At 72.8% G+C, this 19,206-nt stretch carries 21 protein-coding genes; 9 read left to right on the top strand and 12 right to left on the bottom strand.

Features of this window, described 5'->3' with window-relative positions; all coding sequences use genetic code 11:
* Positions 1–39 precede the first annotated feature (39 nt).
* From ACFYX4_RS03270 to ACFYX4_RS03250, 5 genes are all read right to left on the bottom strand, one after another.
* On the bottom strand, positions 40–1,800 hold the full coding sequence (locus tag ACFYX4_RS03270) for a trypsin-like peptidase domain-containing protein (RefSeq protein WP_389324947.1): 1,761 nt from the start codon (positions 1,798–1,800) through the stop codon (positions 40–42).
* Positions 1,801–1,805: 5 nt separating this feature from the next.
* Positions 1,806–2,201, bottom strand: coding sequence for a CU044_2847 family protein (locus ACFYX4_RS03265; RefSeq protein WP_389324944.1), 396 nt, complete (start codon positions 2,199–2,201; stop codon positions 1,806–1,808).
* Positions 2,202–2,270: 69 nt separating this feature from the next.
* Positions 2,271–3,647, bottom strand: coding sequence for a carboxyl transferase domain-containing protein (locus ACFYX4_RS03260; protein WP_389324941.1), 1,377 nt, complete (start codon positions 3,645–3,647; stop codon positions 2,271–2,273).
* Positions 3,644–5,176 carry an acyl-CoA synthetase gene (locus tag ACFYX4_RS03255; RefSeq protein ID WP_389324938.1) on the bottom strand — a complete coding sequence of 511 codons (1,533 nt, stop codon included), beginning with the start codon at positions 5,174–5,176 and terminating at the stop codon, positions 3,644–3,646. The genes ACFYX4_RS03260 and ACFYX4_RS03255 overlap by 4 nt, the downstream gene beginning before the upstream one ends.
* A gap of 102 nt (positions 5,177–5,278) precedes the next feature.
* Positions 5,279–5,890: an O-methyltransferase gene (locus ACFYX4_RS03250; protein WP_389324935.1), complete on the bottom strand. Its 612-nt coding sequence runs from the start codon at positions 5,888–5,890 to the stop codon at positions 5,279–5,281.
* A 133-nt stretch (positions 5,891–6,023) separates the two neighbouring features.
* Here ACFYX4_RS03250 and ACFYX4_RS03245 point away from each other — a divergent pair, with 133 nt between their 5' ends.
* Positions 6,024–6,920: a RimK family alpha-L-glutamate ligase gene (locus ACFYX4_RS03245; RefSeq protein ID WP_389324932.1), complete on the top strand. Its 897-nt coding sequence runs from the start codon at positions 6,024–6,026 to the stop codon at positions 6,918–6,920.
* Here the strand turns inward: ACFYX4_RS03245 and ACFYX4_RS03240 are convergent.
* A complete protein-coding gene (locus ACFYX4_RS03240; RefSeq protein ID WP_389324929.1) occupies positions 6,910–7,548 on the bottom strand; it encodes a hypothetical protein in 639 nt (212 codons plus the stop codon). The two genes, ACFYX4_RS03245 and ACFYX4_RS03240, sit on opposite strands and share 11 nt — an antisense overlap.
* Positions 7,549–7,687: 139 nt before the next feature.
* On the opposite strand from ACFYX4_RS03240, the gene ACFYX4_RS03235 reads away from it, so the two are divergent.
* Complete coding sequence (locus ACFYX4_RS03235) at positions 7,688–8,461, top strand: IclR family transcriptional regulator (protein ID WP_389324926.1); 774 nt, start codon at positions 7,688–7,690, stop codon at positions 8,459–8,461.
* On the top strand, positions 8,458–9,327 hold the full coding sequence (locus ACFYX4_RS03230) for an SMP-30/gluconolactonase/LRE family protein (RefSeq protein ID WP_389324923.1): 870 nt from the start codon (positions 8,458–8,460) through the stop codon (positions 9,325–9,327). Before ACFYX4_RS03235 ends, ACFYX4_RS03230 begins: the two co-directional genes overlap by 4 nt.
* Positions 9,328–9,335: 8 nt before the next feature.
* Here ACFYX4_RS03230 and ACFYX4_RS03225 read toward each other — a convergent pair whose 3' ends face one another.
* From ACFYX4_RS03225 to ACFYX4_RS03215, 3 genes are read right to left on the bottom strand one after another with little or no spacing between them, the layout of a single operon-like run.
* On the bottom strand, positions 9,336–10,682 hold the full coding sequence (locus tag ACFYX4_RS03225; protein ID WP_389324920.1) for an NAD(P)/FAD-dependent oxidoreductase: 1,347 nt from the start codon (positions 10,680–10,682) through the stop codon (positions 9,336–9,338).
* Positions 10,683–10,734: 52 nt separating this feature from the next.
* On the bottom strand, positions 10,735–12,078 hold the full coding sequence (locus ACFYX4_RS03220) for an MAB_1171c family putative transporter (protein WP_389324917.1): 1,344 nt from the start codon (positions 12,076–12,078) through the stop codon (positions 10,735–10,737).
* Positions 12,075–12,686 carry a toxin-antitoxin system, toxin component family protein gene (locus ACFYX4_RS03215; protein WP_389324914.1) on the bottom strand — a complete coding sequence of 204 codons (612 nt, stop codon included), beginning with the start codon at positions 12,684–12,686 and terminating at the stop codon, positions 12,075–12,077. Before ACFYX4_RS03215 ends, ACFYX4_RS03220 begins: the two co-directional genes overlap by 4 nt.
* Positions 12,687–12,970: 284 nt before the next feature.
* Here ACFYX4_RS03215 and ACFYX4_RS03210 point away from each other — a divergent pair, with 284 nt between their 5' ends.
* The 3 genes from ACFYX4_RS03210 (at position 12,971) to ACFYX4_RS03200 (ending at position 15,809) form a co-directional block, all read left to right on the top strand.
* On the top strand, positions 12,971–14,485 hold the full coding sequence (locus tag ACFYX4_RS03210) for an alpha-N-arabinofuranosidase (RefSeq protein WP_389324911.1): 1,515 nt from the start codon (positions 12,971–12,973) through the stop codon (positions 14,483–14,485).
* Between the two features lie 10 nt (positions 14,486–14,495).
* On the top strand, positions 14,496–14,954 hold the full coding sequence (locus ACFYX4_RS03205; RefSeq protein WP_389324908.1) for an RrF2 family transcriptional regulator: 459 nt from the start codon (positions 14,496–14,498) through the stop codon (positions 14,952–14,954).
* Between the two features lie 207 nt (positions 14,955–15,161).
* Positions 15,162–15,809 carry a DUF4360 domain-containing protein gene (locus ACFYX4_RS03200; protein ID WP_389324905.1) on the top strand — a complete coding sequence of 216 codons (648 nt, stop codon included), beginning with the start codon at positions 15,162–15,164 and terminating at the stop codon, positions 15,807–15,809.
* A 45-nt stretch (positions 15,810–15,854) separates the two neighbouring features.
* On the opposite strand, the gene ACFYX4_RS03195 is transcribed toward ACFYX4_RS03200, so the two are convergent.
* Together ACFYX4_RS03195 and ACFYX4_RS03190 are read right to left on the bottom strand one after the other, a co-directional pair.
* On the bottom strand, positions 15,855–16,097 hold the full coding sequence (locus ACFYX4_RS03195; RefSeq protein WP_389324902.1) for a DUF397 domain-containing protein: 243 nt from the start codon (positions 16,095–16,097) through the stop codon (positions 15,855–15,857).
* Positions 16,094–16,942: a Scr1 family TA system antitoxin-like transcriptional regulator gene (locus tag ACFYX4_RS03190; RefSeq protein ID WP_389324899.1), complete on the bottom strand. Its 849-nt coding sequence runs from the start codon at positions 16,940–16,942 to the stop codon at positions 16,094–16,096. Before ACFYX4_RS03190 ends, ACFYX4_RS03195 begins: the two co-directional genes overlap by 4 nt.
* Positions 16,943–17,070: 128 nt before the next feature.
* Between ACFYX4_RS03190 and ACFYX4_RS03185 the strand changes: the two genes are divergently transcribed.
* From ACFYX4_RS03185 to ACFYX4_RS03175, 3 genes are read left to right on the top strand one after another with little or no spacing between them, the layout of a single operon-like run.
* Positions 17,071–17,625, top strand: a complete 555-nt coding sequence (locus tag ACFYX4_RS03185) for an ATP-binding protein (protein WP_389324896.1) — start codon at positions 17,071–17,073, stop codon at positions 17,623–17,625.
* Positions 17,626–17,658: 33 nt separating this feature from the next.
* Positions 17,659–17,946, top strand: a complete 288-nt coding sequence (locus tag ACFYX4_RS03180) for a hypothetical protein (protein ID WP_389324893.1) — start codon at positions 17,659–17,661, stop codon at positions 17,944–17,946.
* Positions 17,946–18,326: a PIN domain-containing protein gene (locus tag ACFYX4_RS03175; protein ID WP_389324890.1), complete on the top strand. Its 381-nt coding sequence runs from the start codon at positions 17,946–17,948 to the stop codon at positions 18,324–18,326. Before ACFYX4_RS03180 ends, ACFYX4_RS03175 begins: the two co-directional genes overlap by 1 nt.
* A gap of 89 nt (positions 18,327–18,415) precedes the next feature.
* Here ACFYX4_RS03175 and ACFYX4_RS03170 read toward each other — a convergent pair whose 3' ends face one another.
* Positions 18,416–19,171: an intradiol ring-cleavage dioxygenase gene (locus tag ACFYX4_RS03170; RefSeq protein WP_389324887.1), complete on the bottom strand. Its 756-nt coding sequence runs from the start codon at positions 19,169–19,171 to the stop codon at positions 18,416–18,418.
* Positions 19,172–19,206 lie beyond the last annotated feature (35 nt).

Genomic DNA, 19,206 nt, shown 5'->3' with positions numbered 1-19,206 from the left:
CCTTCTGGGTCGCTTCTTCGACGAGGTCGGTCCAGGGGGTCAGTCCACGGAGGACACGGGGGACACCGGGGACGTGGAGGACGCGGGGAATACCGGGGACACGGGTGAGCGGACGTGCGCCCCCGCCTCTCCGTGCGGGTCGGTGAAGACGCGCGGGTCGTCCCACACGAGTTGGATGTCCCGCGCCCAGTGGTCGTCCTCCGCGTCCGCCTCCTCCCGCAACTCCAGGATACGGCGCGGGAGTTCGGCGGGCGGGACGGCGGACACGCAGGCGTCGAGCTCGTCCAGGAACGTCTTGCCCGCGCACCCGTCGCCGCCCGCGCACGGCTCGTCCGGCCCGCTGTCGCAGCCGCCCCGGGACCAGACGACCACCGGCGCGGGCGCGGTCAGCGAGGTGTCGAAGTGGGGCCGGGTGCGGGCCGAGGCCGGTGCGGGGGCGAAGCCGGCGAGGCAGGCGTCGGCCTGCCGCAGCCGCACCCGCAGCCGGCGGGGCTCCTCGGGGACGCCGCACTCGACCCGGTGCAGCCGCGCGCCGGGCACGGAGTCGAGCCGGTTCCAGGCCCGGGTCAGCTGGTGCCGGGCGCCGGCCCTGCGCCGCGCCTGGTCGGTGACGACGAGCGGGTACACGCAGCCCAGCGGGGTGTCGTCGTCGGGCGCGCTCGCCCAGCGGTCGACGGGCAGGTCGATCCAGTCACGGGGCAGCGCGAACGCGATCAACTCGTCGGTGCCGGCGGTCAGATAGGGGAAGGCGGCCTCGATGCGGTCCCGTACGTAGGCGGGCAGCCCGGCCCGCGGCACGGTGTCGGAGCCGACCGGATGCCGGCGTCCGCCGCTGTACGCGGACACCTCGACGCGGACCCGACCGTCGCCCGCGCCGCTGTGCTGGAGGTCGACCAGGATGGGCGCCCAGCGCGGGACGGCGGGCGTCTCGGCCGGGGCCCGGAACAGGGCCTCCACCTGGTCGGCGAAGCGGGCCACGGTGCCGGCCGCGTCCTCGCCGTCTATCTCGCACAGCACGAACAGGGCCGCCGCGCGCAGCGAGTCGAAGCCCTCCTCGGGCGGATCCGGGTCGAGCGGCCCGGCGGCGGCCCGGTAGAGCCGCGCCAGCCGGACGGGATCGCAGTCCAGGCCGGTGCGTACGGCCCGCTCGACGAGTTCGCGCAGCCGGGCGCGGTCGGCGCCGCGGTGGTCGGAGGTGGGGACGAGGCTCGCCAGGTCGGGCCAGTAGCGGGCCATGACCTCGGTCGGCATCATCCGCCCGTTGCGCACCCCCTGGTCCCCGGCGGCGGCGGTGACCATGCCGACGACCTCGCCGGTGTCGACGAGGGTGACGGCCGCGCCGCTGAAGCCGGGCGCGAGCGGCTGGCCGTCCGACTGCCAGGCCTCCAGCTGCATCCACTCCCGGTTGAGCAACTGCGGTGCGGTGATGCGGTATTCGGCGAGGGTGCCCTCGTCGAAGCCGGCCGGGAAGCCGTACACGACGAGTTTGCGGGGCTGCCGGCCGTGCGCCGCGTCGACGGGCGCGAGCGCGGCCGGGGCGATCGGGACCTCCCGCTCCAGTTCGAGGACGGCGAGGTCGCCGAGGTCGGTCGTGCCGCCGGCCCAGCCGCCCTCGGCGAGGACCCGAACCGGTACGGGCGCGGAGCCGGGCCGCTCGGTGAAGGTCACCGCCAGGGCGTCCGCCGGGCCTTGGTGCACGACGTGCGCGCAGGTCAGGACCAGTCGCGGGGTGACCAGGAAGCCGGCCCCGACGACCTGGCCGGCGCACTCGATCCGGGCGTGCCACTCGGGGCTGTCCATGAGCTTCACGAGGAGGCGGGAGGCACCGCCGGGGCACCGGAGTCGGTGCTGGCGCCGGTGTCGGCGTTGCTGCCGGCGTCGGTGCCGGCCGGCGACCATGTCAGTCTCACCACGAGGTGGCCCTCCGCCGTGCCCTTGGCGATGATCGCGCCCGTCTCGGCGGCCAGTTTCACCCCGAACTCGATCTCCACCCCGTCGGGCCGCAGCGCGCCGTCGCGGAAGACCCGCAGCGCGGACTCCGCGGCGGAGCGCACGCCCTCCAGGGCCCCTTCGAAGGTGCGGGCCGCCTGGACCGTGCCGTCGCCGCGGGCCACCAGCCGGGAGCCGGGCCGCTGTTCGGCGACCGCCTCCACGGCGACCACGGAGCCGTCGTCCGTCTTGAACTCCACTACTCCCGTCATGGCTCCCCCGTCGTCCTCTCGCTCAAGTCGCCGTCTCACTGCGTACTGCCGCTCTGCGCAGCGTAACTGTTACGGACGGTGCTTGGGTTCGTCCCGCCCTCCGTCGCCGTAATCCGTACGGATCACGCCCAGCTCCGCCAAATCCTGCGGCCTGATGCGGAGTTGATTGGCCGTCCGTTCCGTCTCGCTCTCGGTCGGGGGCCGCTTGAGGATCCGGGCGGCCTGCTCCGGCGCGATGACGGAGAAGTAGCTGTCCGGCGTGGCCCAGGTGCGGCCGGGCGCGGCCGGCGCGAGCGCGCCGCCGGAGCCGCCTTCGCCGATCACCAGCGTGGTGACCGGCGTCCGGGCGGTGGCGACCGCGCCGAACAGCTCCGCGATCGCCGCGCCCTGGCCCTGCCGTTCCGCCTCGGCGTCGTTGGCCGCGCCCGGGGTGTCCACCAGGGTCAGGACCGGGATGCCGAGCCGTTCCGCGAGCCGGATCAGCCGGGTGGCGGTGCGGTAGCCGGCGGGGCGGGTCGCCGCCCCGGTCTGGGCGGCGTAGGCGACGGTACGGCCCTCGCGCTCGCCGAAGCCGCACAGCATGCCGTCGGGGTCCGCACCGCCGCAGCGGTCGCCGCTGACGGTGACGCGGTGGGTGAAGTAGTCGTCCAAGTAGCTTTCGGCGCGCGGCCGTCGGGGAGAACGGGCGCGCCGGACCGCGTCCCAGCCGGTGTCGGGGAGGTCGGAGGCGCCGAGGGCCCTGGGGGCCGGCGCGGGGTCGCCCGAGGGCGTGGTCAGCAGGCGCAGCCACCGCCCCAGCGTCTCCCGCAGCCGTTCCGGAGTGACGACGGCGTCCGCCGCCCCGGCCGCGACCTGCGCCTCCGCCGTGTAGGCGGCCGGGTCGGCGTCCGGCGGCCGTACCCGCGAGCCCGCGAAGCCGACCTGGGCGCCCGGCAGCGCGAGGACGACGTCCGCGCCCGCGCCGAGGGTGGCCCAGCCGCCGCCGGTCGTCGGGTCCCGCAGTACGGCGACCTGCGGCAGCCCGGCCGCCCGGGTGAGCGCCGACTGCTGTGCCACACGCTGGAGTTGGGTGAGGGCGAGCATGCCCTCCTGCATGCGGCTGCCGCCGGTGGCGATCAACGGGACTACGGGGAGCCGGTGTTGCCGCGCGTAGGTGTACGCCGCCTCCAGCCGGTCGCCGGTCCGCTCGCCCAACGAGCCGCCCAGGTAGCCGAACTCGAACGCGATCAGCACGGCCCGTACGCCCTCGACGCTCGCCGTCCCGCAGACGACGGACTCCGTCTCGCCGGTCCGCTCGGCGGCGCGGGCGCGGGAGGCGTCGTAGCCGGGCCAGCCGAGCGGGCCGTCGGGCCGCGACTCCCGCTGGGGGTAGTCGAGTTCGCGGAAGTCGTCGCCGACGAGCGCGAGTATCTCCCGTGCGCCGGGACGGTGGTCGTCGGCCGTCATGACGGCAGCGCCCGCTTCATGATCTTCCCCATGTCGTTGCGGGGGAGCGCGTCGAGATAGCGCACGACGCGGGGCCGCTTGTGGGGCGCGAGCCGGGAGGCGACATGGTCGGCCAACTCGTCTTCGGGCGGCGGTTGCCGCGGATCTACCGGCACCACCCACGCCACGATGCGCTCCCCGAGATCCGGGTCCGGCTCCCCGGTGACGGCGGCCTCGCGCACCCCCGGGTGCTCCAGCAGCGCGTTCTCGATCTCACCGGCCCCGATCTTGTAACCGCCGCTCTTGATCAGGTCGGTGGCCTTGCGCCCCACGATCCGTACGTAGCCGTCGGGATCGCGCACCGCCATGTCCCCGGTGCGGAACCAGCCGTCGGGAGTGAAGGCGGCGGCGGTGGCGTCGGGCCGGTTGAGGTACTCGGTGAAGAGGTTCGGCCCGCGCACCTGGATCTCCCCGACGGTCTCCCCGTCGTAGGCGGCGTTGCGGGTGCCGTGCGCGGCGCTCTGCGTGCCGTGCGCGGTGTTGCTGGTGCCGTGCGCGGCGATGGGCGTGCCGTGCGCGGCGATGGGCGTGCCGTCCTCCTCCACGAGCCGCAGCTCCACGCCGGGCAGCGGCACGCCCACGGTCCCCGCCCGCGCCTCCCCGTCGGCGCGGACGCTGGTGTTCATCAGCGTCTCCGTCATGCCGTACCGCTCGATCACCCGCCGCCCGGTCGCCGCCGCGATCCGCTCGTGGTCGTGCACGGGCAGCGCGGCGGAGCCTGAGACCAGCAGCCGCGCCCCGGACAGCGCCTTGACCAGCTCGGGGTCGTCGGGGAGCGCCTCGGCGAGCCGGTGGTACATCGTCGGCACCCCGAACAGCATGGTCGCCCCGGCGTTCAGCTCCCGGGCGACCCCCTCGGCGGAGAACCGCCCCAGATGCCGCACCTCCCCGCCCCGCCGCAGCGGTCCGAGCACGCCGAGCACCAGCCCGTGCACATGGAACAGCGGCAGCCCGTGCACGAGCACGTCGTCCGCCGTCCACTGCCAGGCGTCCGCGAGGGCGTCCAGGGTCGCGGAGAGGGCCCGCCGGGGGATGACCGCGCCCTTGGGCGGGCCGGTGGTGCCGGAGGTATACACGACAAGAGCGGGATCCTCGTCACGCACGCCCCGCTCGTCGGGAACGCCGCCCCCACCCCCGAGCACATCGACATCGACGCGCTCCAAGCCCCTCAGACCGGCCGGAAGTTCATCCCCCGCTCCGGCCAGGAGGAGCGACGGCGCACTGTCGGACAGGATGTGCGCGAGCTCCTTCTCCCCCGACTTGGGATTGAGCGGCACGGCGGCGACCCCGGCGAGCAGAACGCCCACCACGCCGACGGCGGTCTCCAACGTCGGAGCCGCCCACACGGCGACCCGCTCGGCCCCGCGCACCCGCTCCCCGACAGCCGAGGCGGCCGCCGCGAGCTCGGCATACGTCACCCCCCGCCCACCGAACCGCAGAGCGACACGCTCACCCGGACCATCGTCCAGGGCCGGAAAGAGGGAGAACACGGGGTGACTCCTAGGGGTCTCGACGGCTGGGCCGGCGTCGCGGACGCGAAACCTACGACACCACCGTTCCTACCCCCAGCCAAGAACTTCCCGAACCCCCGGCTACGCGCCCGGCAGCCGGCGCACCCCCACGATCGTGCTCAGGTCGGGAGCGAGGCGCAGCTCGGTCGAGCGGAGCGCCGGATGGCCGAGCCAGGACATCCGAGCCAGGTCGGGCCGCCCGTCGTGCAGGGGCGGCCATGTCGTCGCCGGGGTGAAGTCGTCGACGACGACCGTGCCGCCCGGCGTGAGCAGCAGCTCGACGTCGGCCGCCCGGTCGCCCTCGGTCTTGCCCTGCCCGCCCCCGTCCAGCACGAGCAGGTCGTACGGTCCCTCCTCCTCGATCCGCCGCCAGTCCCCGGTGAGCACCCGGACCTGCGGCTGGTCGGCGAACACCTGGGCGGCGAGGCGGGCGCGCTCCGGGTCCCGCTCCACGCTGACGAGCCGTACGCCGTCCCCCGCGCCGGAGGCGAGCCAGGCGAGCCCGACGCCGCATCCCGAGCCCGTCTCCCCGACGGCACCGCGAGCCCCGCCCGCCAGGGCGTACAGCAGGCGGCCCTGCTCGGGCCGGCAGGAGTACGGGAAGCCGTGAGCACGGGAGGCGGCGAGGGCTCGCCGGACGAGCGGCGGGAGAGGGCCGGCGGTGGCGTAGGAATCGGTACCGGAGAACGACATGCCCCGATCCTGTCGCGGCTCGAGCCCCCGGGGGACCAGGTCGGGGCGAACCTCTCCGCCGCCTTGTTGCCGCGGTTGCGTGGCCGCCCGTTAGCCTGCCGGGACGTCTGTCGTACGAGAACGGAGTTTCGTCGTGCCCCGAGTCGCCCTCGTCACCTACGACCCCCGCCCGGAGCCGAGCAAGGATCAGGACCTGCCCCTTCTGCTGCGGGCGCTGGTGGAGGCCGGGGTGGAGGCGGACCTCGTGTTCTGGGACGACGCCGGGGTCGACTGGGCCTCCTACGACCTCGCCGTCATCCGCTCGACCTGGGACTACAGCTGGCGGGCGGCCGAGTTCGCGGCGTGGACGGAGCGCTGCGCCAAGGCGACGCGGCTCGCGAACCCGGTCGACGTCGTGCGCTGGAACGCCGACAAGCGCTACCTAGGCGACCTGGCCGAGGCGGGCGTCCCGGTCGTCCCGACCCGCTACCTCGCCCCAGCGGCCGCCGACACCGGAAGCCTCCTCCCCACCGATCACGAGTACGTCATCAAGCCCACCTCCGGAGCCGGCGCCCGCTACGCCGCCCGCTACACCCCCGACCAGCACGACACCGCCGTACGGCACCTCGCGCGGATGCACGAGGAGGGGCTGACGGCGATGGTCCAGCCGTACGTGAAGGCGATAGACACCGGCGGCGAACGGGCGCTCCAGTTCTTCGCCGGCCGCCTCCTGCACGCCAGCCGCAAGCGCGCCGTCCTCGCCCCCGGCACCGCCTTCGACGCGGACAAGGTCGCCCACCCGGGCCTGGAGCCCTGGACCCCGACCACGGCCGAACTCGACGTCGCCCAGCGCGCGTTGGCCGCCGTCCCCGGCGCGCCCGAGCTGCTCTACGCCCGCGTCGACCTGGTCGAGGGAGAGGACGGCGAGCCCCGGGTGATGGAACTGGAACTCGTCGAACCGAACCTCTTCCTCCACCTCCACCCGACCTCGACCCCCACCGTCGCGGCAGCGATCCTGGCGGCGGCCACGGCCGCGGCGGCTACGGCCTGACCGTCGGCCCCTCCACCGCCGGCCCCCGCACCGCCGTCCGTTGCAGCAACCCCCACGTGAACTCCGCCGCCACCTCCCGCCGCACCCCCTCCCCGTCCGGCGCGGTGAAGAGGAGGCCCCAGCGGGTCGGGGCCGAGCCCTCCAGGGGGCGGGCGGGGGCGAAGGCGCGGGCCGCCTCGTCGACCGTGCAGGACCAGGGGGTCAGGTCGTCGAGGGTGCGCAGGGGCGGCGGCGCGGCTCCCGGGGCGCGGACCAGCCACTCGTTCCAGACCGCGCCGTTCGGGGCGAGGAGCACCTCGAACCGGAGGTCGGGCCACAGGGGCAGCGGCCAGAGCAGCGCCTCACAGTCGAGATCGCCGATCCGGCGCACGGAACGGGACTCCGGGACGCCCAGGACCGAGCGGTAGCGGGAGACGGCCGCCCGCCCGCGCGGCGAGCGGACCATCGCCTGCCACCGCTTGTTCGCCTCCCGCATCTCGGCCGGCGAGACCCCCAGCTCACGACGGGCGTCCTCCACCAGCCCCGGATTGTGATCGGCCATGCGCCGCAGCAGCACCAGCTGGAAGTGCACGGGAGTTAAGGGACCAGCAGGACCGGCGGGGTGCTTTTCGGGCGGCATGCGCTCCATCGTCGTGCATCGAGACCCGGGACGCCGTCCCGGCCATTGCCCGGCGGCTTCCTGTGTAGCTAGCCTGTGTTCGCCATGCCGATCGCCTGTTGATATTTCGAACGCAGGCGCTGAGACGACCAAAGGGAGGGGGCCGGCCGTGGGACGACTCGTACCTGCCGTGACCCGGGCTCTCGACATTCTCGAGCTCTTCCTCGACGGAGACGGGACGCTCTCCGCCCCCGACATAGTGCGCAAGCTCCAGCTGCCGCGCACCACCGTGCACGAGCTGGTGACCACGCTCGCCGCCCGGTCGTACATCGTTCAAGTGCCGGGACAGCCCGGACGCTACCGCCTCGGCGTACGCCCGTACCAGCTCGGGAGCCGCTACGCCGAGCAGCTCGACCTCGCGGCCGAGGGCCAGCAGGTGGCCCGGACCGTCGCCGAGACCTGCGACGAGACGGTCCACGTGGCGATCCTGGAGGGCACGGACGTCATCTACATCGCCAAGGTCGACTCCACGCACGCCGTCCGCATGGTCTCCGCCGCCGGACGCCGCCTGCCCGCCCACTGCACCTCCGTCGGCAAGATGCTGCTCGCCTCCCTCCCCGAGACCGAGCTGAGCGCCCGAATCCCCGACGACGCCGACCTCGTCCGCATGACCCCGAACAGCATCACCGAGCCGGACGCGCTGCGCGAGGCGCTCGCGGAGATCCGGGAGCGGGGCATCGCCGTCGAGAGCCGTGAGTCCAACCCCGACGTCAGCTGCGTCGCCGCGCCCGTCCGCGACCGCACCGGGCAGGTCGTCGCCGCCCTCTCCATCTCCGTCCCCATGATCCGCTGGAGCGACGAGCGCCGCGCCGAGCTGGAGCAGCTCGCCGCCAAGGGGGCCGCCGAGCTGTCCGAGCTCCTCGGCTACCGGAGCGTGGCGTGACGACGACGTACACGACGGCGTACGACGTCGCCGTCCGCGCGCAGGCCACCCTCGGCGAGGGGCCCACCTGGGACCCGGCGGCCGGGCGGCTCCTCTGGCTCGACATCCTGGGCTCCCGCCTGCACACCTACGACCCGTCGACCGGCCGCCGCACGGTCCGCGTCACCGACCAGCACGTCGGAGCCGCCAAGCCGCGCGCGGGCGGCGGCCTGGTCCTCAACCTCCGGGACGGCGTCGCCCTCCTCGACGAGGGCGGCGACCTCCGCTGGCTCCACCACGAGCCCGTCCCCGGCCGCCGCGCCAACGACGCCGCCGTGGCCCCCGACGGCTCCCTCTGGGCCGGCACCATGCGCTACGACGAGGCGCCCGGCGGCGGCACGCTCACCCGGCTCACCGGCGACGGCGTCGTCGAGACGGTCCTCGACCACGTGGCGGTCAGCAACGGCACGGGCTGGAGTCCCGACGGGCGTCTCATGTACTACATCGACTCGCCGACCCGTCGCGTCGACGTCTTCGACTTCGACTGCGGGGAGGGCGGGCGGGTGTCGGGTCGCCGTCCCTTCGTGGAGATCGAGGACGGGGCCGGGTTCCCGGACGGGCTGACCGTGGACGCGGAGGGGTGTGTGTGGGTGGCGTTGTGGGACGGGGGTGCGGTGCGCCGGTACACCCCGGAGGGGGCGTTGGACCGCGTGATCGTCCTCCCGACCCCGCGGGTCACGGCCTGCGCCTTCGGCGGAGCCGACCTCACCGACCTGTACGTCACCACAGCCCGCGTGGGCCTCGACTCCACCCACCCGGTGGCAGGTTCACTGCTGGTGGTGCCGTCGGCGGGCAAGGGCGTACCCCAACCGGCGTTCGCGGGCTGACGGACCCATCAGTCGGTCAACCCCGCTCGCTTCAACTCGTCCCCCGTCAACGGCGGAGCCAAAAGCGGGGGCAGCAGCGGTCCCACCGCTGCTGCCGCCAGCACCGACGGCGACAGCAGCACCCCCGCCCCCCGCTCCAGCGACGTCACGTCCGTCACGCGGCGGGCGATACGGCCGTTGCCGGTCGCCGTGTACATCAGGCGGTTGACGTACGCGGCGACCAGCCGGTCCCGCACACCGGGCCCGCCCTCCACCGCGCCCGGGTAGAACACGTCCTGCCCGATCGCGAGATCCCACGCCGCGCCCACCGGCCGGGCCGCCGCCTTCTGCACCCGCCGTGCGAGCCCGGCCGACCCCCACCCGTGACGGCGCGTCACATCACGCAACAGCAGGGCGCTTTGCGCGCCCACCGCCAGCCCGTGTCCGTACACCGGGTTGAACGCGGCCAACGCGTCCCCGAGGACGGTGAAGTTGTCCGGCCACGCCGGCATCCGCTCGTAGAAGTGCCGCCGGTTGACCGTCGCCCGCGTCGCCGACACCTCGCTCAGCGGCTCGGCCCGCTCCAGGAGCCGTCCGATGAGCGGATGCCGCAGCTCCTCCCGGGCGAAGCGCACGAAGTCCTCGGCGGAGGCGGAGGGTTCGCCGCCCCGGGTGCCGGTCAGCGTGACGATCCACCGCCCGTCCTCGATGGGCAGCAGGAACCCCGACCGCCCCGGTCCCGCGGCGCGCGGATCGAGCTGCACGTTGACGACGGGGAACCCGGACCGCGCGTCCTCGGGGGCGAGGTAGAGCCGGCTCGCGTACGCCAACCCCGCGTCCACCTCCCGCCGTTCGACCGCCGGCAGCCCGAGCGCCGACAGCCAGCGCGACGCCCGTGAGCCGCGCCCCGTCGCGTCGACGACCATGCCCGCCGCGAGGACCCGCTCACTCCCGTCGGCCGTCCGCACCCGCACCCCGGTGACCGCGCCCGCCGTGCCCTCCAGCCCGACCGCCTCCGCGCCGCCGAGCACCTCCACCCGGGGGTCGGCCAGCACGCGCGCGCGGATCGTCGCGTCCAGCAGGTCCCGCCCGGCGAGGATCACGTGATGCGACTCGGCCCACCGCCGGAACCAGCCCAGCGGCGACAGGACGACCATGTCCGTGGTGACGGGGGCCCGCCGCGCCCCGGCCTCCCGCAGCGCCGAAGTGACCCCGGGCAGCAGCTCCTCCATGGCCCGCACCCCGCCCGACCACAGCATGTGCGCGTGCCGCGCCTGCGGCAGCCCCTTGCGCGGCTCGGGCCCTGCGGGCAGCACGTCGCGTTCGACGACGACGACCCGTTCGACGAACTCGGCGAGGGCCCGCGCCGCGAGCATGCCGGTATGGGATCCCCCCAGAACGACGGCGGTTCTGGCGGGATTGGACGGTTCAGTCATGCACGGACACGCTCTCTGCCGGGGCGGCGGCGCGGACGCGCACCGCCTTGATGTCGTCGGAGCTGCGCAACGCCCAGGCCACGGCCTGAATCTCACGCAGAAGGTAGGTGGTGTCAGGCCCCGAGGCCCCCGAGGCGGCCCCGACGCGACCCTCCGCCGACGCGCGCTCCCCGGCGACACGCTCACCAGCGCCAAGCTCACCAGCGACACGCTCCCCGGCGGAGCCCGAAGCGTCCTCACCCCCCGCGACCGCCCCGCGCCCCGCGACCGACTCCAGCAGCGCCACCGCTGTGGCCAGTGCCTGGGCCCGGCCCCGGTCGTGGCCGAGGGCGACGGCCGCCTCGTAGGCGCGGCCCCGCAGGTCCTCGTCGAGGTGCCGGGAGAGCGGGAGCAGCGCGTCGCGGATGAACGTCTCGCGGCGGATCAGCCGGAGTTCCGGTGTGGCCCGCAGGGCGAACGGCTCGCGGTTGCCGGTGGCGTCCCGCATCAGACGGGACAGCGGACGCAGGTTCCGGTGCCGCCGGCGGACCAGCCAGCGCTCCTGGAGGTACTGGCCGGCGTGCGGGACGATGAAGCCGACCGCGACGAACGTGGCGGCGATGCACGCGGCCGACGGAGCCACGTTCGTGTTGAGCCAGTCCAGGTCGTGCCCGGTCCAACGGGCCGCGACGGCGGTGAACTTGGCGGCGCTGAACAGCAGGTTCGTCGCGTAGCCGACGCCCAGGAACCGCAGTCCCCAGCGCAGCCAGGCGTCGAGGCCGTCGGTGCGGATCCAGTTCCAGATGAGCCGGGCCGTGACCGAGCAGGCCACGGTGTGCGCGGTGAGGTAGAGCAGGATCTCCTCGCGCATGAACGGCGTGTTGGCGTAGTAGGTGTCCAGGTCCCGGATCTGCTCCACGGGCACGTCGGCGAGCGCGAACAGCACCCACAGCGCGACGACGACCCCCGCGTACACGGAGACGACCCACCGCGTCGCGCGCCGGGTCTGCGCCGAGCGCTCGGTACGGCCATTGCGCCAGGCGATGATCAGCAGCAGCCAGGACGCGGAGAGCGCGGTCAGCAGCGAGTACACCCACGGCGCGGCGATGTTCGGCACGCCGGTGACCCGGTTGGTCCAGGCGATCGTGCTCGGGGCGGCGAAGACGAACACCGCGCAGGCGAACACCAGCAGACCGCCGACGGCGCGCAGCAGCGGGTCCCGCCACAGCTTGAGGATGCTGGGCAGTTTGATCGCCAGGGCGGCGGTGAGGACGACGGTCGGCAGCCAGTAGGAGACGTACAGCCCGCTGAGGAAGTGGTCCGCGGCGAGAACGTCCGCCGGGCGTCCGTGCGTCACCGTGCCGTCCCTCTGCGTCCCCGGTATCCCATGGACCGCTGCACGGGAGTGAGGGACGTGGCGCCGCCGCCCCGTCCGGACAGGTACGGCCGCAGGGCCGCCGCGAGCCGGTGCCCGAACTCGTCGGCCTCCGACTCGTCCTGGCGTCGGGAGCCGTTGCGGGCCGCGACGGTCAGGGCGACGTCGTCCCAGCCGGGCCGCCCGGCGAGGGCGTGCGCGGCGGCGGTGCCCACGCCGTGGTGGTGATGCCGATGCCCGGCGTGCAGATGCCACAACTCGTGGCCGAGGATGACCAGTTGCTGGACAGCTTCGGCCCGCTGCTCGACGATGACCAGGTCGAAGTCGTGGAACTCCAGCCACAGCCCGGTGACTTGGAACTCGTCGGGGAACCGCTCGAAGCGCAGCTCCACGGGCCGTCCGCCGCGCAGCGCGGTCATCTCCTCGCACAGCGCCCGGGACACCTCGGCCGCGCCGGCCGGAGGGCGGGGCCGGGCCCGCAGCGCGGCGGAGAGGTCGCCGGCCAGATCGCGCATGGCCGGGCCGTTCCGCGCGCGTCGCAGCGCCGAGGCGATCGCAGTCACCCTGGCACGCGCGCCCGCGATGTCCATCGCGTCCCCCTCCTGGCCGCCCTGCGACGACCGGTTCGAGGCTACGCGGCCGGAACTGTACGCCGTCAAGCCTCTTCGGAAGACCCGTCGAAGACCTGTCGAAGATCCCCCGATGATCCTCTCGCCGGTCCTCTCGCCGATCCCCCCGACCCCCACCGCCCCATTGACGCACGAACCGCTCCGATCTTACGTTCCCGTTCGAAGCCACGAGCACCCTCCGAAATACCGAACGCGAGCCACGGAGCAACCGCGCCGTCCAGACCTACGCACCCCGAAAGGCGCCCATGAGAACCGCCCGCCTCACCCTCGATCCCGCCTTCACCGTCGGCAAGGTCGACCCCCGCCTCTTCGGCTCCTTCGTCGAGCACCTCGGCCGCTGCGTCTACACCGGCATCCACGAGCCGGGCCACCCCACGGCCGACGAGGACGGCGTCCGCGCCGACGTCCTCGACCTGGTCCGCGAACTGGGCGTCACCGCCGTCCGCTACCCCGGAGGGAACTTCGTCTCCGGCTACAAGTGGGAGGACTCGGTGGGCCCCGTGGAGGACCGCCCCCGCCGCCTCGATCTCGCCTGGCACTCGACGGAGACCAACCGCTTCGGCCTGTCCGAGTACATCGCCTTCCTCCGCAAGATCGGCCCCCAGGCCGAGCCCATGATGGCCGTCAACCTCGGCACCCGGGGCGTCTCCGAGGCCCTGGAACTCCAGGAGTACGCCAACCACGCCGAGGGCACCGCCCTGTCCGACCTGCGCGTCTCCCACGGCGACAAGGACCCCTTCGGGATCAGACTGTGGTGTCTCGGCAACGAGATGGACGGCCCGTGGCAGACCGGCCACAAGACGGCCGAGGAGTACGGCCGCGTCGCCGCCGAGACGGCCCGCGCGATGCGCCAGATCGACCCGTCCGTGCAGCTGGTCGCCTGCGGCTCCTCCAGCCAGGGCATGCCGACCTTCGCCGAGTGGGAGGCGACCGTCCTGACGGAGACGTACGACCTCGTCGACTACATCTCCCTGCACGCCTACTACTGGCCGGAGGACGGCGACCTCGACTCCTTCCTCGCCTCCGCCGTCGACATGGAGTCCTTCATCGACAACGTGGTCGCGACCGCCGACCACGTCGGCGCGAAGCTCAAGTCGAAGAAGCGGATCAACCTCTCGTTCGACGAGTGGAACGTCTGGTACCTGCCCCGCTGGGAGGAGCACGCCAAGGGCATCGAGCAGCGGGACTGGCCGGAGGCCCCCCGCCTCCTGGAGGACAACTACAGCGTCATGGACGCGGTCGTCTTCGGCTCGCTCCTCATCGCCCTGCTGCGGCACGCCGACCGGGTGACGGTCGCCTGCCTCGCCCAGCTCGTCAACGTCATCGCCCCGATCATGACCGAGCCGGGCGGCCCGGCCTGGCGGCAGACGACGTTCTTCCCCTTCGCCCAGGCGTCCCGGCACGGCCGCGGCGAGGTCCTCGACGTCCGCGTGGACTCCCCGACGTACGAGACGAGGAAGTTCGGCGAGACGGACCTGCTGCACGCCACCGCCGTGCGCGCGGAGGACGGCTCGGTCACCGTCTTCGCGGTCAACCGCGGCCGTACGGAGGCGCTGCCGCTGGAGGTGGCGCTGCACGGCCTCGGCGTGACGCGGCTCGTCGAGCACAGCGTGCTCGCGGACGCCGACCCGGACGCCCGCAACACCCTCGCCGACCCGGAGCGGGTCGCCCCGCACGCCGCCGAGGGCACCGCGCTGTCGGACGGGACGCTGCGGGCGACGCTGGAGCCGCTGTCGTGGAACGTGATCCGCTTGGAGTGACAATGTCCGTATGAGGATCTCGGCACGGGCTGACTACGCGGTACGGGCGGTACTGGAGCTGGCCGTACGGCAGGGCGGCGACCCGGTGAAGGCGGAGACCATCTCCGACGCGCAGGGCATCCCGCACAAGTTCCTGGAGGGGATCCTCGGCGACCTCAGGCGCGGCGGGATCGTCGACAGCCGGCGGGGCGGGGGCGGCGGCTACCGGCTGGCGCGCGAGCCGGACGGCATCACCGTCGCGGACGTGATCAGGGCGGTCGACGGCCCGATCGTCTCCGTCCGCGGCGAACGCCCGACCGGCCTGACCTACACGGGCACCGCCCAGCCCCTGCTGCCCCTGTGGATCGCGCTCCGGGCCAACGTTCGCAAGATCCTGGAGGGCGTCACGGTCGCCGACATCGCGGCGGACGCCCTCCCGGACCCCGTACGGGAGTTGGCGGCGGAACCGGCGGCCTGGGAGAACCCGTAGCGGGCGGACCGAGGGCGTGTGAACCGAGGGCGTGTGAACCGGTCGGGGTGAATGGCCGGAGTTCGGACTGGGCGCGCCCCATCCGGCTCCCTACGATGCGATCGCCTCGCCTCTTCACAGCAACTTCATTCATTCTTCACAGAGTTCGGCTGTGTCTCGGGGCCCGGCGCATCCACCCCCCACCGATCCGAACGAAAGGGAGAGACCATGGCAAGTGGCCTGCTCCTGGGCGGCGCGATAGCCGCTCTCGTCTCCGCCGCCGTGCCGGCGCACAACCCCTCCGGGTTCGAGGACCCGCCGCCGGACAAGATCGTGATCAACATCGCCACGGTGAACGGCTCCGGCTGCCCCGCGGGCACCGCCGCGGTCGCCGTCTCCGACGACAACACCGCCTTCACCGTCACCTACAGCGCGTACCTCGCCCAGGTCGGCGGCAACTCCGACCCGACGGCGTTCCGCAAGAACTGCCAGCTCAACCTGAAGGTCCACGTCCCGTCGGGCTTCACGTACGCCATCGCCAGCGCGGACTACCGTGGCTTCGCCTCGCTCCAGCCCGGCGCGACGGCCGTCCAGCGCGCCTCGTACTACTTCCAGGGCTCGTCCAGCACGGTGTTCAAGAACCACCCGCTCAACGGCGCCTACAACGACAACTGGCAGGCCACCGACACCACGGACTGGGCCCAACTCGTCTGGGCCCCCTGCGGAGTACAGCGCAACTTCAACATCAACACCGAGCTGCGCGTCAACGCGGGCACCTCCTCGCCGGCCAAGGTCAGCTTCATGACGATGGACTCGACGGACGGCGACATCAGCACCGTGTACCACATGGCGTGGAAGGAGTGCCCCGGCAAGTGACACGAGGGGCCGCCCGCCGCTTCCCGGCGCGGGCGGCCCCGACGGTCACCGCGCGGCGTACGTGACGAAGTCGGCCCAGGTGGTGGGGGAGAGGGCGAGCTGGGGGCCGTCCTTGGCCTTGCTGTCACGGACGTGGACGTGATCGGGAGGGGTGGCTACCTCGACGCAGTCACCGTCGCCGCTGCTGCTGTAGCTGGACTTGCGCCAGGTGAGCGCGACTTCGACGCAGTCGCCGTCGCCGCCGCTGCTGTAGCTGCTCTTGAACCAGGCCAGTTCGGACGCGCTCATAGGTCTCCTCGCATCTGCCGCAACAGGCTCCTGGAGTCTTCCGGGGTGAGAGCCTGTGAACGCATCCTGGCATAGCGCATGTGCAAGATGCTGACCTCTTTCGGGTCGGAAACGAGCAGGCCACCTCGCTGTCCTTCGCAATAGGCGAACCACTTGTTCGCCGGGGTCTCCAGCAACTGGATGGGTCCGGCGAGTCCCGCGTGCGACGCCCGGACCGTCGGCATGATCTGCATCTCGACGTTGCGCAGATCTCCGATGCTCAGGAGATGGTCGATGAGCCCCCGGGTGACCTCCACCCCGCCCGTGCGCCGTCGCAGCAGGTGCTCCTCCAGGATGAAGCTGAACGCTGTGTTGGGTCGGTTCCGCAGCAGCTCCTGCCGAGCGGCTCGGGCCTCCCATTGCACCTCGATCTGCTCGTCGTTCATGGGCGGGAGCTGCTCGGTGAACAGCGTCCGCGCGTACGCCTCCGTCTGCAACAGACCTGGAATCATGCGGCACTCGTACGTGTACAGACTGATCGCGGTCTTCTCCAGCCGGGCCCACTCGCGGAACCACGCCGCCAGCCCCACCTGTCGTACGAGATGAACTGCTGCCTTCCTCAAGGCCCCCGTGTTGCCAGTAGCCGCCTCCGCCGCCTCGATGAAGTCCGCGTCCGGCATCCGGCGCCCCAACTCCACCGACGCCACCGTATGTTTGGAGTAGCCGACCAGCCTCCCGAACTCCTCCCTGCTCAGGCCCGCGAACTCGCGCAACGCCTGGACGACCGCCCCGAACGTCCGCAGACTGTCCGAGGACTCCGGCTCACCGCTGCCGCCGCCCGTACCCATCTGTCCGTCGACCACCATCGGCCACCTCCCGCGCACCATGGTCACGTGGAGTCACGGGTACTGTCCAGTGCGTAACCGTGTACGCTGCGCGGGCGTACACGGCCTGTCGCTGGAGAAAAGGGCCCCGCTCCCGCCACATTGGCCGCATGACTGCACGCCCCACCCCCCAACCACCGGTCACCGTACGTGCGTTCACGCAGCGCCTCAGCCCCACGCCGAGAGGCGCCCGCCTGGCCCGGCACCTGGCGCTGAACCAGCTCGACGCCTGGGGCATCCCGCACGGCACGGAGGTGTCCGACGCCGTTGCCGTGATCGTCGCCGAGCTGGCGGCGAACGCGGTGACCCACGGCCGGGTGCCCGGCCGGGACTTCGAGCTGCGGCTGTCGCTCGTGGCGGGGAGCGTCCGCGTCGAGGTGAGCGACACACGGTCCGAGCCGCCGCGCCCGCCGGGACCCGGTGCCGTACGCGTGCCGAGCCCGCTGGAGGAGAACGGCCGGGGGCTGGTGCTGGTGGACGCGCTGGCCGCCCGCTGGGAGGTGGTGGACCGGGAGCCGCCGCCGGGGAAGACGGTGCGCGTGGAGGTGGACGTGCCGGGCTGGCTCTCGCTCTACAAGCGCAGTAGGGATGCGAGCGTTCCGGGTCGAGGCGCCGTCGGTCTTGTCGTCGGGAGCGGCGGGCCAGGGGTTCGACGGGAACGGTAGGAACGCGTTCCTACCGCGCGCTGTGGTGGAGTCATGACCGCACGGAAGTTGTCGATCTCGGTACCGCCTGAGGTCGAGGAAACGATCAAGGCCGCGGCTGCGGAAGAGGGCAAGGCTGTCTCCACGTGGCTGGCCGAGGCTGCTGTGGAGAAGGCTCACATCGCCGCACTCCATGCGGCTGGACGCACCGCTGCTCGTGAATTGGTGGCCGAGTACGAGAGTGAGCGCGGCGCGCTACCGGAGGAGTCCCGGAGGCGCGCCCGCGAGTTTCTGCTGGAGGCCGGGCTGCTCGACGACGAGCCGTGGCGGGCGGCCGGATAGTGCGTACGGTCGTTTACGACACAGGTGCCCTTCTCTCCGCCGAACGGCGCAGCCCGGACTTCCTCGCCCTGCACGACGAACTGACCGCGGCACGTGTCCGGCCGATCGTGCCGGTGGTGGTCCTCGCCCAGGCATGGCGCGGCGGATCGCAGCATCAGATCTCGCGCGTGCTGAAGGGATGCGACATCCGCCCTGACGGCGAGCGCGCCGGTCGTGCCGCCGGTGTCGCCTGCGCGGCCTCCGGGACCGTTGACGTCGTTGACGCGATCGTCGTCGCCACGGCGGTGCAGTACCAGGCCGCGGTGGTCACCAGTGACCCCGGGGACCTGACCCGCCTCGCCGACTCCATCGGCGTCAAGTTGCGTCTCTTCACCGTCTGACAGCGGGACGGGGTGGCCCCCTCGGGCCGGCCGACTGGACGCCACCGCACATATGGTGACGTTCAGTCAGACATTCCGGTGGGTTGCGCTCAGCTGCTCTCGACCCCGAGGGTCAAGGTCCCCGCGTACCCGGCGGACGTCGAACTCCCCAACGCGGTCAGGGTGAGCAGCCCGGACGCCGCGCCGCCCTCGTCGTAGATCGAGTCCTGGGCGAGGGTGGTGCGGGTGACGGTGTTGGCGGAGTACGGCGAGAGGGTGGCGACGCGGGCCGTGATCGTCTCGTTGAAGAAGAGCTGCCCGGTGTGGATCTCCCGGCCGCCGGTGAAGGAGCCGTCCGAGGTGAGGGTGACGTTGGTGTGCACCTTGATGTGGATGTGGACGCAGCGGCCCCGGTACCAGCCCGGGTAGACGGACGTGATCGCCGCGACTCCGGTGGAGTCGGTCAGCACCCCGCCGCGCAGGAAGGTGCCGTTGTCGGGTTCGTCGTGCCCGTTGTTGCCGACGAACCCGGAGTACTCGCCGAGCGCGTCGGCGTGCCAGATCTCGACGAGGGCGTTGGGGAGCGGGACACAGGTGTCGTCGTCGACGACGGTGAGGGTCAGCTTCAGCGGGAACCCGGTCTTCCCCTCGCTGACGTCGGAGCGGACGTACTGTCCGTCGAGGTAGTAGGGCCCTTCGGTCATCTCCTTCGTGAGCGTGCACACGGCTGCGGCGGCCACGGGAACCGCGGCCTCCGGCTCCTTTGTCGCGGGAACCGCCCCGCCCACGGCCAGCGCCGCGGCGGTGGCGCCGGTGGCGGCGAGAACGGTACGGCGACCGATACGCAGATCCGATGTCTCTGTCATGAACACGGCACCGTAGAAACGGTGCCTGTCACTCA

The sequence above is a fragment of the Streptomyces sp. NPDC002328 genome (assembly GCF_042890065.1).
Classification (GTDB): Bacteria; Actinomycetota; Actinomycetes; order Streptomycetales; family Streptomycetaceae; genus Streptomyces.
This window is presented reverse-complemented; position numbering and strand designations above follow the sequence as displayed.

Coding starts and splice junctions, on each gene's coding strand:
- ACFYX4_RS03200 (WP_389324905.1), top strand. CDS start 15,162: ATGGCAAGTGGCCTGCTCCTGGGCGGCGCGATAGCCGCTCTCGTCTCC.
- ACFYX4_RS03270 (WP_389324947.1), bottom strand. CDS start 1,800: ATGGACAGCCCCGAGTGGCACGCCCGGATCGAGTGCGCCGGCCAGGTC.
- ACFYX4_RS03250 (WP_389324935.1), bottom strand. CDS start 5,890: ATGTCGTTCTCCGGTACCGATTCCTACGCCACCGCCGGCCCTCTCCCG.
- ACFYX4_RS03240 (WP_389324929.1), bottom strand. CDS start 7,548: ATGGAGCGCATGCCGCCCGAAAAGCACCCCGCCGGTCCTGCTGGTCCC.
- ACFYX4_RS03170 (WP_389324887.1), bottom strand. CDS start 19,171: ATGACAGAGACATCGGATCTGCGTATCGGTCGCCGTACCGTTCTCGCC.
- ACFYX4_RS03205 (WP_389324908.1), top strand. CDS start 14,496: ATGAGGATCTCGGCACGGGCTGACTACGCGGTACGGGCGGTACTGGAG.
- ACFYX4_RS03195 (WP_389324902.1), bottom strand. CDS start 16,097: ATGAGCGCGTCCGAACTGGCCTGGTTCAAGAGCAGCTACAGCAGCGGC.
- ACFYX4_RS03210 (WP_389324911.1), top strand. CDS start 12,971: ATGAGAACCGCCCGCCTCACCCTCGATCCCGCCTTCACCGTCGGCAAG.
- ACFYX4_RS03190 (WP_389324899.1), bottom strand. CDS start 16,942: ATGGTGGTCGACGGACAGATGGGTACGGGCGGCGGCAGCGGTGAGCCG.
- ACFYX4_RS03260 (WP_389324941.1), bottom strand. CDS start 3,647: ATGACGGCCGACGACCACCGTCCCGGCGCACGGGAGATACTCGCGCTC.
- ACFYX4_RS03225 (WP_389324920.1), bottom strand. CDS start 10,682: ATGCTCGCGGCGCGGGCCCTCGCCGAGTTCGTCGAACGGGTCGTCGTC.
- ACFYX4_RS03185 (WP_389324896.1), top strand. CDS start 17,071: ATGACTGCACGCCCCACCCCCCAACCACCGGTCACCGTACGTGCGTTC.
- ACFYX4_RS03215 (WP_389324914.1), bottom strand. CDS start 12,686: ATGGACATCGCGGGCGCGCGTGCCAGGGTGACTGCGATCGCCTCGGCG.
- ACFYX4_RS03180 (WP_389324893.1), top strand. CDS start 17,659: ATGACCGCACGGAAGTTGTCGATCTCGGTACCGCCTGAGGTCGAGGAA.
- ACFYX4_RS03265 (WP_389324944.1), bottom strand. CDS start 2,201: ATGACGGGAGTAGTGGAGTTCAAGACGGACGACGGCTCCGTGGTCGCC.